11 protein-coding genes are annotated in these 10951 nt (G+C 66.4%); 6 read left to right on the top strand and 5 right to left on the bottom strand.

Features of this window, described 5'->3' with window-relative positions; genetic code table 11:
* The 4 genes from JMF90_RS09125 to JMF90_RS09110 all read left to right on the top strand — a co-directional run.
* Positions 1-920 (top strand): GMC oxidoreductase (locus JMF90_RS09125; protein ID WP_201325057.1); only part of this gene is annotated, 920 nt, incomplete at its 5' end.
* A 2-nt stretch (positions 921-922) separates the two neighbouring features.
* Entirely contained in the window at positions 923-2200 is a 1278-nt protein-coding gene (locus JMF90_RS09120; protein ID WP_011547563.1) for a cytochrome c, read from the top strand.
* Positions 2201-2373: 173 nt separating this feature from the next.
* The gene (locus JMF90_RS09115; RefSeq protein WP_011547564.1) at positions 2374-2793 is read left to right on the top strand and encodes a DoxX family protein; all 420 of its coding nucleotides are present in this window, start codon (positions 2374-2376) and stop codon (positions 2791-2793) included.
* A 63-nt stretch (positions 2794-2856) separates the two neighbouring features.
* Positions 2857-3963 (top strand): porin, encoded by a 1107-nt coding sequence (locus JMF90_RS09110; RefSeq protein WP_011694745.1) that lies wholly within the window; start codon positions 2857-2859, stop codon positions 3961-3963.
* A gap of 263 nt (positions 3964-4226) precedes the next feature.
* Here the strand turns inward: JMF90_RS09110 and JMF90_RS09105 are convergent, their stop codons facing one another.
* From JMF90_RS09105 to JMF90_RS09095, 3 genes are all read right to left on the bottom strand, one after another.
* Complete coding sequence (locus tag JMF90_RS09105; protein ID WP_011547566.1) at positions 4227-4769, bottom strand: cysteine hydrolase family protein; 543 nt, start codon at positions 4767-4769, stop codon at positions 4227-4229.
* Positions 4770-5008: 239 nt separating this feature from the next.
* Entirely contained in the window at positions 5009-6334 is a 1326-nt protein-coding gene (locus JMF90_RS09100) for an MFS transporter (RefSeq protein WP_011694744.1), read from the bottom strand.
* A gap of 44 nt (positions 6335-6378) precedes the next feature.
* The gene (locus tag JMF90_RS09095) at positions 6379-7563 is read right to left on the bottom strand and encodes a M20 aminoacylase family protein (protein WP_011547568.1); all 1185 of its coding nucleotides are present in this window, start codon (positions 7561-7563) and stop codon (positions 6379-6381) included.
* Positions 7564-7744: 181 nt separating this feature from the next.
* On the opposite strand from JMF90_RS09095, the gene JMF90_RS09090 reads away from it, so the two are divergent.
* Complete coding sequence (locus JMF90_RS09090) at positions 7745-8647, top strand: LysR substrate-binding domain-containing protein (RefSeq protein WP_011547569.1); 903 nt, start codon at positions 7745-7747, stop codon at positions 8645-8647.
* A 173-nt stretch (positions 8648-8820) separates the two neighbouring features.
* Positions 8821-9141, top strand: a complete 321-nt coding sequence (locus JMF90_RS09085; RefSeq protein WP_006478890.1) for a pyrimidine/purine nucleoside phosphorylase — start codon at positions 8821-8823, stop codon at positions 9139-9141.
* A 104-nt stretch (positions 9142-9245) separates the two neighbouring features.
* Here JMF90_RS09085 and JMF90_RS09080 read toward each other — a convergent pair whose 3' ends face one another.
* Positions 9246-9578, bottom strand: a complete 333-nt coding sequence (locus tag JMF90_RS09080; RefSeq protein WP_006482964.1) for a hypothetical protein — start codon at positions 9576-9578, stop codon at positions 9246-9248.
* Positions 9579-10061: 483 nt separating this feature from the next.
* Positions 10062-10951: chloride channel protein (locus JMF90_RS09075; protein WP_201325056.1), on the bottom strand; the 890-nt coding region annotated here is incomplete at its 5' end.

The raw sequence follows: 10951 nt of genomic DNA, 5'->3' as shown, positions 1-10951 counted from the left end.
TCGAGAAGGCCGAGCAGGCCGGCGCGAAGCTGATCGACAGCGCGGTCGTCTACAAGCTCGAGACCGGGCCGGACAAGCGCATCACCGCCGCGATCTACAAGGACAAGACGGGTGCCGACCATCGCGTCGAAGGCAAGTATTTCGTCATTGCCGCGAACGGCATCGAGACGCCGAAGATCCTGCTGATGTCCGCGAACCGCGATTTCCCGAACGGCGTCGCGAACAGCTCCGACATGGTCGGCCGCAACCTGATGGACCATCCGGGCACCGGCGTGTCGTTCTATGCGAGCGAGAAACTGTGGCCGGGCCGCGGCCCGCAGGAGATGACGTCGCTGATCGGTTTCCGCGACGGCCCGTTCCGCGCGACCGAAGCCGCGAAGAAGATCCACCTGTCGAACATGTCGCGCATCAACCAGGAGACGCAGAAGATCTTCAAGGCCGGCAAGCTGATGAAGCACGACGAGCTCGACGCGCAGATCCGCGACCGTTCCGCACGCTACGTGCAGTTCGACTGCTTCCACGAGATCCTGCCGCAACCCGAGAACCGCATCGTGCCGAGCAAGACGGCCACCGACGCGATCGGCATCCCGCGCCCCGAGATCACGTATGCGATCGACGATTACGTGAAGCGCGGCGCCGTGCATACGCGCGAGGTCTACGCGACCGCCGCGAAGGTGCTCGGCGGCACCGACGTCGTCTTCAACGACGAGTTCGCGCCGAACAACCACATCACGGGCGCGACGATCATGGGCGCGGACGCACGCGACTCGGTCGTCGACAAGGACTGCCGCACGTTCGACCATCCGAACCTGTTCATCTCGAGCAGTTCGACGATGCCGACCGTCGGTACGGTGAACGTGACGCTGACGATCGCGGCGCTCGCGCTGCGGATGTCGGACACGCTGAAGAAGGAAGTCTGACCGTGCGGAAATCTACTCTCACCTTCCTCCTGGCCGGCTGCCTCGCGCTGCCCGGCCTCGCACGCGCGGCCGATTCGGCCGATCCCGCGCAGGTCAAGCGCGGCGAATACCTCGCGGTCGCGGGCGACTGCATGGCCTGCCACACCGCAAAGGGCGGCAAGCCGTTCGCGGGCGGCCTCGGCATGCCGGTGCCGATGCTCGGCAAGATCTATACGAGCAACATCACGCCCGACCCGGATACGGGCATCGGCAACTGGACGTTCGACGACTTCGAGCGTGCGGTGCGGCACGGCGTGTCGAAGAACGGCGACAACCTGTATCCGGCGATGCCGTACGTGTCGTACGCGAAGATCAACGACGACGACGTGCAGGCGCTGTACGCGTACTTCATGCACGGCGTCGAACCGGTCAAGCAGGCGCCGCCGAAGAACGAGATCCCCGCGCTGCTCAGCATGCGCTGGCCGCTGAAGATCTGGAACTGGCTGTTCCTGAAGGACGGCGTCTATCAGCCGAAGCCGGCGCAGAGCGCCGAGTGGAACCGCGGCGCGTATCTCGTGCAGGGCCTCGCGCACTGCAGCACGTGCCACACGCCGCGCGGCATCGCGATGCAGGAGAAGTCGCTCGACGAAACGGGCGGCAGCTTCCTGTCGGGCTCGGTGCTCGCGGGCTGGGACGGCTACAACATCACGTCCGACCCGAACGCGGGGATCGGCGGCTGGACGCAGCAGCAGCTCGTCCAGTATCTGCGCACCGGCAGCGTGCCGGGCCTCGCGCAGGCAGCCGGCCCGATGGCCGAGGCGATCGAGCACAGCTTCTCGAAGATGACCGAAGCCGACATCGGGGCGATCTCGACGTACATCCGTACGGTGCCGGCGGTGGCCAGCGGCGACGCGAAGCAGTCGCGCTCGTCGTGGGGCAAGCCGGCCGAGGATGGCCTGAAGCTGCGCGGCGTCGCGCTCGCGTCGTCGGGTATCGATCCGGCGCGCCTGTATCTCGGCAACTGCGCGACCTGCCACCAGATGCAGGGCAAGGGTACGCCGGACGGTTACTACCCGCCGCTGTTCCACAACTCGACGGTCGGCGCGCCGAATCCGACCAACCTCGTGCAGGTGATCCTGAACGGCGTGCAGCGCAAGGCCGGCAGCGAGGACGTCGGGATGCCCGCGTTCCGTCACGAGCTGTCGGATGCGCAGATCGCCGCGCTCACGAACTACCTGACCGGGCAGTTCGGCAATCCGGCCGCGAAGGTGACCGAGCAGGACGTCGCGAAGCTGCGCTGACGCGGCACGCGACGAAGCAGGGCGACAACAGAAAAGAGGAGGAGCACAGCACATCGGGCGGGCCCCGATGCCGGTTGTTGCAGAGCGGGGCGGGCGGCGCGGTTGGCCGCTCGCCCCGGTTCACAGGCAATCCGGTGCGTGCAGTTGCGCGCATCGTTTTCGTTGATCACACCATGACACCGAATCAACCGTTTCTCGCGTCCCAGCGCGATGTGCTGCTGCTGCTGTCCCGCATTCTGCTCGTGATCCTGTTCGTGATGTTCGGCTGGAAGAAGATTATCGACTTCTCCGGTACGATCGCGTTCATGGGGAGCGAGGGCGCGCCGGCGCCGATCATCTCGGCGGCGATTTCCGTCGTGATGGAGCTGTTCGTCGGGATCGCGATCCTCGTCGGTTTCCAGACGCGCGCGCTCGCGCTGCTGCTTGCGCTGTATACGATCGGCACCGGCATCATCGGCCACCACTACTGGACGATGACGGGCGGCGAGCAGATCAACAACATGATTCATTTCTACAAGAACATCGCGATCTCGGGCGGCTTGCTCGCGCTCTGCGCGGCGGGCCCCGGACGTTTTTCGATCGATCGCGGATAAGCGGACCCGAGGCGCGTGCATGGGGCGCGCGTCGGACGGTCGAGACTTCGAGGGGGCATCATTTTGCGACTCAAATACTTCGCATGGCTGATTGCGGCCGCCACGCCGGCGGCTGCGTTTGCACAGACGAGCGTCACGCTGTACGGCCGGATCGACGGCGGCGTCGAATACCTGAACCACATCGCGAAGCCGAACGGTGGCAGCGGGACGCGCTGGAGCGCGGAAAGCGGCGACTGGGGCACCAGCATGTTCGGGCTGAAGGGCGTCGAGGATCTCGGCGGCGGCCTGTCGACGGTGTTCAACCTGGAAACCGCGTTCCAGGTGATGAACGGCCAGACGGGCGGCGGGCGCATGTGGTCACGGCGCGCATACGTCGGGTTGAAGAGCAACACGTGGGGCCAATTGCAGGCCGGCCGCAACCTGTTCATCGACAGCGACGGCGTGTGGGAATTCGATCCGTTCGTCCAGCAGGCGTTTTCGTCGGCGTCGCTCGTGCGTGGCCGCAACTGGCAGCAGACCAGCAACAACATCGAATATCACAGCCCGGTGATCGGCGGCTTCGACGTGCAGGCGCAATACGCGTTCGGCAACCAGTCGCGCGGCTTCAACTACGGCGCGCCCGACGATTTCGGCCGCTCGGACGGGATCATGATCTCGTACCACTCGCCGGTGCTCGACGTGCGCGGCATCTACGACGAGCTGCGCGACAACAACGGCAAGTTCAGCAACGTCTTCACGGCGTCGCGCGAGTACTTCGTCGGTGCGAACGTGAAGGTGTCGAAGTTCAAGATCCAGGGGGCGTATACGCACTACCAGGCGCCGGATAGTCCGGCTGGTGTTGCCGATCGTGCCGATCACTACTGGCTCGGCGCAACCTACTCGGCGACGCCGCAGTGGGCGGTGACGGGGGGCGGGTATTACGTGAAGGTCGGCGACGGCGGCGGCGATGCGTCGCACGATCCGTCGGGGCACGCGATGATGTACGTGCTCGGTACCACGTACAATCTGTCGAAACGTACGTTCCTGTATGGGACGGTTGCGTATGTGCGCAACGGCGGGAATTCGAACTTCTCGCTGCTCGCGACGCCGCGGGATGCGACGTCGGGGACGAGCCCGATGACAGGCGAGTCGCAGACGGGCGCGTATGTGGGGATGATGCATACGTTCTGAGCGCGGGCGGTTTGCTCAGGTGAAAAAGGCACGGGCGGTGAAGTCCGTGCCTTTTTGCGTTTACGGCGTGTGCCGTATCGGCGCTGTCAGTGACGTGACGCGATATGGCCTCAACATGGCTCTTCTGCCGCTTCGAGACCAGTTCTGTCCTCGAACGTCGGTATGACGCATCGAGTGATCGGCGCGCCGTCAATTGACGGCACCTGCTGACGCTCTTGCAACGCGGGCGCTCGCGTACTGCAGTCCGATCGGCGCGCGGTGCGTCAGAACACGCACGCCTCGGTCGTTGTCAGCGTCGCAAACGGGCCTGCAAGCGTCGCATTATGGTGCGCGACAATCCGCTCGGCCGGTAGCGCGGGTGTATCCATGCAGGTATGCGCATCGGCCACGAGCACGGCGCGAAAGCCGAGATCGCCGGCCGCACGGCACGTCGTATCGACGCAGTACTGCGTCTTCATCCCCGCAATCACGATCTCGCCGATCCCAGCCGCATGCAGCCACTCGGCGAGTCGCGTGCCCGCGAAGCAGTTCGGCCGCGTCTTGTCGAACACGATGTCGCGAGCGGTATCGATCGCAAGCTCCGGCAGCAGCGCGGCCAGCGGCGCGTCGGGCGCGATCGGCGAGCCGGCCGGGCCGGTGTGACGCACGGCGAACACGGGTGTACCGCTGTCATGCGCTCGGTGAATCAGCCGGTTGATATTGGCCAGCAGGCGTTCACCGTCATGCGGACGATCGGGACCATGAAACAGCCCGACCTGCATGTCGATCACGAGCAGCGCGCGTTTCGGGGAAGGGGCTTCGGACATTGCGTTTCTCCTGAGTGGCCGATGCAGACGGAGAAACGACGAGACCCCGTCCGGAACCGGCGGGGCCTGTGGGAATCGGTGACGCTACGATCTTGCGCGCACTCGCCGCACGGGCCCGCCGAAGGCGGTCGTGCGCGTGGTCGTCGAAAGGGTGATCGTCGCGTTGTGCATTGATTGATGATGCCCGATGCGGGCGCGTGACGTCAATCACGCTTCACGAGCCGCGCATCGTCTGCTACTCAGTCCAGCGCCTTCCCCGCCTTTTCCTCCATGCAGCGAATCGCGAGCAACGTCATCGCACCACAGCCGATCGCATACCATGCCGGCGCATTCGGATTCCCGGTTGCCGCGATCAACCACGTGACGAAGAACTGCGCGAAGCCGCCGAAGATCGCGACGCCGACGCTATACACGAGCGCACCGCCGGTCGCACGCACGGCCCGCGGAAACAACTCGCCAAGCATCGCGCCGGTCGCACCGATGTTGATCGAATGCACGATCGACAGCGCGGCGATGATCGACAGCAGCGACACGGCGCCCGGCCAGCGGTTCAGCGCGATGAACGCCGGATAGATCGCGGCCATCAGCACGATGCGCGTCCACCAGACGATCCGGTTGCGCCCGAACACGTCGGACAGGTGGCCGCCGATCGGCGTCACGAGCATCAGGATCGCCCCGGCGACGCAGCCGGCCGTCATCGACAGCCAGGTCGGCAGGTGCAGCACCTGCACGCCGTAGATCGCCATGTAGAACACGATGATGTAATGGATCGACGTGCCGCCGATCGTCACGCCGAGGCCCGCGAACACGGCCTTGCCGTGATGGCGCAGCACGTCGGCGAGCGGCAGCGACGCAACCGGTTCGTCGTGCGCGGCGGCGGGCGCGGGCACCGCCGCAGGCACTTCCTCGACGGTGCGGCGCAGCCAGTAGCCGAGCGGCACGAACAGCGTGCCGATGATGAACGGCACGCGCCAGCCCCAGTTTTCGAGTTGCGCGGCACTCAGCGTCGACGTCAGCGCCACGCCGGTGAGCGCGCCCGCGAGCGCGGCGAGCCCCTGGCTCGAGAACTGGAACGACGCATAGAAGCCGCGACGATGCTGCGGCGCCTGTTCGAGCAGCAGCGTCGTCGATGCGCCGACTTCGCCGCCCGACGCGAACCCCTGCAGCAGCCGTGCGAGCACGAGCAGCAGCGGCGCGGCGATGCCGATCTGCGCGAAGGTCGGCGCGACCGCGATCGTCGCAGTGCCGAGCGCCATCAGCAGCAGCGTGAGGATCATCGCCTTCTTGCGGCCGGCGCGGTCCGCATACATCCCGATCACGAGCCCGCCGAGCGGACGCGTGACGAAGCCGACCCCGAAGCTCGCGACCGCGAGCATCAACTGCCCGAACGACGAATGCACGGGAAAGAACAGCTTGCCGATCAGGAGCGCGAAGAAGCTGTAGACCGTGAAGTCGTAGAACTCGAGCGCGTTGCCGACGGCCGCGGCCGCGATCAGCCGGCGCTTCTTCGCGGCGGCGCGGGCATCGACCGGCGTGCCGGCGAACGGAAGAGCGGACGTTTCCATGGGGTTCCCCCGGGTTGAGCGCGAAACTGCGTGGTGAAGGGCCGTCAGGCCGCGAGCCAGGCTTCGGCGACGCGGACCCAGTAGCTCGCGCCGATCGCGAGGATGTCGTCGTTGAAGTCATAGCCGGGGTTGTGCACCATGCAGCCGCCCTTGCTGCCGGTCCCGTTGCCGATGAACGCGTAGCAGCCGGGGCGCGCTTCGAGCATGAACGCGAAATCCTCGCTGCCCATCAGTGGCGCGGCGTCGGTTTCGACGCGTTCGGCGCCGAGCATCTGCTGCGCGATGTCGGCCGCGAACGCGGTCGGTTCCGCGTGATTGACGAGCACCGGGTAGCCGTAGTCGTAGTCGACTTCCGCGGTGACGCCGAAACTTTCCGCCTGGCCTTTCGCGAGCGCTTCGATGCGACGCGCGAGCAGCGCGCGCACGTCGGCGTTCAGCGCGCGCACCGACAGTTTCATCACGACGGTTTCGGGAATGATGTTGAAGGTTTCGCCAGCCTGCACGCTGCCGACCGTGATCACCGCCGCATGCTGCGCGTCGACCTCGCGCGCGACGATCGTCTGCAGCGCGACCATGATGCTGCCCGCGGCGGACATCGGATCGCGCGCGAAATGCGGCATCGCGCCGTGACCGCCGACGCCGCGCAGCGTGATCGTCACGCGGTCGGCCGACGCCATCGCGGCGCCGGTGCGGAACGCCATGTCGCCGGCCGCGCGGCCCGGCATGTTGTGGATTGCGAAGATCGCGTCGCACGGGAAACGGTCGAACAGGCCGTCGTCCATCATCGCCTTCGCGCCGCCGAAATTTTCCTCGGCCGGCTGGAAGATCAGGTTCAGCGTGCCGGAGAACTGACGCGTCGCCGCGAGATGGCGCGCCGCGCACAGCAGCATCGCGGTGTGGCCGTCGTGGCCGCATGCGTGCATCTTGTTCGCGTGGCGGCTCGCGTACGGCAGGCCGGTGGTTTCCGCGAGCGGCAGCGCGTCCATGTCGGCGCGCAGCCCGACCGTGCGCGTGCCTTGCCCTTCGCGCAGCACGCCGACCACGCCCGTCTTGCCGATGCCGCGATGCACGTCGTAGCCCCAGCCGGTGAGCAGCTCGGCGACGAGGTCGCTCGTGAGCGTTTCTTCGAATGCGAGTTCGGGATGGGCGTGGATGCGGCGGCGCACCTCGACGAGCTCGGGGGCGATCGCGGCGATGCCGGGGATGACGGGGTTCACGGCTTGCAGCATGGTGTCTCCTGTGGGGCGGGGGGAGCGTTTGACGCGCATATGACGACCAAGCATATAAATTTCTTTTGGGTACCAGAAGCTGCTAAATTGCTTTGGTGCACACCGTCGGTTGCCGCTCGGGAATACCCTGAGCCACTGCGTCGCGCCGCGCACAGGGTTTCCACGAATCACGCATTGCCCCATGAAATACCATCAGCTGAAAGCGTTCGTCACCGCCGCGGAGGAAGGCAGCATTCGCGCGGCCGCGCGGCGCCTGAACGTGTCGCCGGCCGCGCTGACGAAGGCGGTCAAGGAGCTGGAGATCGCGCTCGGCGTATCGCTCGTCGTGCGTACCGCGCGCGGCGTGCAGCTCACTGCGTTCGGCCAGCAACTGCAGGTGCGCGCGCGGCTGATCGTCGCCGAAATGCAGCGCGCCCGCGACGACATCGAGCAGGCGCAGGGCGCAATGACGGGTTCCGTCGCGGCGGCGATCACGCCCGCGGCGGCGGTGACGATCCTGCCCGACGCATTCCGCGCATTCCGGCGCCGCTTTCCGGTGGCACGCGTCAATCTGGTCGAAGGGTTTCCGGGCGTCGCGCTGCCGCGTCTGCACGACGGTTCGCTCGATTTCGCGGTGGCCGTCGTCGTGCCCGAACTGCTGGCCGCCGAGTTCGATCATGCGGAGCTCTACGCGAGCCGCTCGCTGATCGTCGCGCGCAAAGGGCATCCGCTCGCGTCGGCCACATCGCTCGCCGATCTCGTCGAGGCCGACTGGCTGATGAATCCGTCGCCGGAAAGCTCCACGCAGGTGCTGTTCAACTCGTTCGTCGCGTACGGGTTGCCGGTGCCCGCGCGTGTCGTCGAATGCCCGAGCTTCGGTCTCGCGCACAGCCTGATGACCGGTTGTGACCTGATCGCATCGATGCCCGAGCAATTGCTGCAAGGCGAGTGGGCGCGCGATCAGCTCGCGGTGCTGCCGATTCGCGAGCGCTTGCCGGCCGTATCGGTGCAGGTCGTTACGCGCCGCGACAGCCCGCTGACGCCGGCCGCAGCGATGCTGCTCGATTGCCTGCGCGATTCCGCGCGACGCAAGGGGCTGCGATGAACACATGCCCTGTGCGGATCGCGTAGTGATCCTGATGATTGCGTGCCGGGCATGCGCCGGCCGCGTGCCATTGCGGTGTGCGTCGCGCAAGCCGGTATCATAGCGACCGGCCCGCCGCTCCGGCCGGCCTCCTACTCCATCGCCATCAAGCATCCAGCAATCAGAGGCATCACATGACCAGTGCAACCCAATTCGACAACGTATCGGTCGTCAAGCGCGCGAACGTCTATTTCGACGGCAAGTGCGTGTCGCATACCGTGCTCTTCCCGGACGGCACGCGCAAGACGCTCGGCGTGATCCTGCCGTGCGCGCTCAACTTCGGCACGGATGCGCCCGAATTGATGGAAGTGCAGGCCGGCAAGTGCCGCGTGAAGCTCGACGGCAGCAGCGAATGGCAGACCTACGGCGCCGGCGAATCGTTCTCGGTGCCGGGCAAGAGCCGTTTCGACATCGAAGTGCTCGAAACGCTCGATTACGTCTGCAGCTACCTGTAAGACCCGCGCCCTGCGCGCGCGGTAAAGAAAAAGCCCCGCCGAAGCGGGGCTCGTCGCAAGCGGATGGCGCAAGGCCATCCGAAGCGCCTGTTCTCGTTACATCGTTACAGGCAGGCGTTGATGTCGCCGGCGGACGCTGCATCGCCGCGCACGCCGACCCAGGTCTTCGCACCGGGCTTCCACGACGGACGAACCATCGCGGCGGCGCCGTTCGGCGGCTGCTGGCCCGGCGCGTACACGTCGGTCGCGAGGCCGTTGGCCAGCACGTTCTGCGAGATCACCTGTTGTTGCGACTTGTCGGCCCAGGTCTTGGCGATGCACGCCGAGACATCGGGCGCGTCTTTCTGGCTTTGTCCCACGTTCTGCACGGCAGGTTCAGCGGCATGAGCAGAAATTGCCACGGTCAATGCGATGAGCGGTAAGTATTTCACGTTCACGTTATCTCCCTCGAGTCGTGATTGATTGAGTGGGATGCGCAGCAGTGCTGCGTGCAAGTGAGATCGCATCGGGCAGGCACGGTTCCGGTGATTCCGAAACAAGTTGTTAACGCGCTTGCCAAACGGCGGCTCGGATGCTGCGCATGTTGCTGCGGCGCGGCATGCGTCATGTACGGCTCGACGTCATGCGGCGCGCGGTCGGTGCGCTGCCCGGTCGTGGTGTGGTGAGTGGATGGTCGCGGCGGGCGGCATGTGCGTGCATGCCGTGCCGCGACTCTTTATCTGATGGCGAAGTGGAATGGCTAATGAATGGCCCCGTCGCATGAGCACCATGATGACAAACTTTCGTCTGGCGAATTGTTAACCAACTTTAAACGAAGGACAGCGGCGGGAGGCGATGCAGCGCGCGACGGGCGCGCGGCATCGTGCAGCGAGGAGAGGTGGGGAAGCGATGCGCGGCGGGTGCCGCGCATGCGGGCCGTGTCAGCCGGCCTTGCGCGAACTGAAGTCGCGCAGGTTGACCGGGACGACCGGACGGAAGCGCTCGCGTTTGTGTTCGTCGTCGAAGTGCTGGAGCGCCGGCTTGATCAGGTCGCTGCGCGACACGATGCCGGTGATGCGCAGCGATTGCTCGTCGGCGACCACCGGCAGGCGTTCGAGGCCGAGCATCGCGAGGCGCGACGCGACGACACGGCAGGGTTCGTGCGCCAGCGCGACGGCCGGCGCGCGGTCGGCGAACGCGGCCGAGATCGGTGTGTCGGCGCCGGCCCGCGCGCGCTGTGCATCGAGCGTTGCACGGTCGACCAGGCCGAGCAGGCGGCCGTTCTGCACGACAGGGTATGCGCGGTGCGTCTGCGTCGCGCCGAAGTATTGCGTCTCGACGGTATCGAGCGTCGCCGCGCCGTCGATCGCGACGAGCCGATCGGCCGACGTCATCACTTCGCCGATGTCGTGCCGCTCGAGCGGATCGACGCCGTATTCGCGATAGATGTGATAGCCGCGGCGCGCGATCTTTTCCGTCATGATCGAGCGCTTCATCACGACGGTCGCGAAGCCGTGCGCGACGAGCGTCGCGGCGAGCAGCGGCAGCAGCGCATTGGCGTCGTGCGTGAGGCCGAACGCGAACACGATCGCGGTGAGCGGGGCGCCGAGCGTCGCGCCGAGCGTGGCGGCCATGCACACGAGCGGCCACAGCGCCGGATCGCCGCCCGGCAGCACCGGCGACAGCACGGTGCCGAGGCCGGCGCCGAGCATCAGCAACGGGGCGAGCACCCCGCCCGAGGTGCCGGAGCCAAGCGCGATCACCCACATCACGGCCTTCACGATCAGCAGGGCGAGCGCGATCTTCAGCGCGATGTGCTGGTGCAGCAGGT

Origin of the sequence: Burkholderia sp. E168m23, from assembly GCF_016586125.1 — a bacterium.
In the GTDB taxonomy this organism is placed as follows: Bacteria; Pseudomonadota; Gammaproteobacteria; order Burkholderiales; family Burkholderiaceae; genus Burkholderia; species Burkholderia orbicola.
Note: the sequence above shows the minus strand (reverse complement) of the source record. Positions and strands in the feature narration are given on the sequence as shown.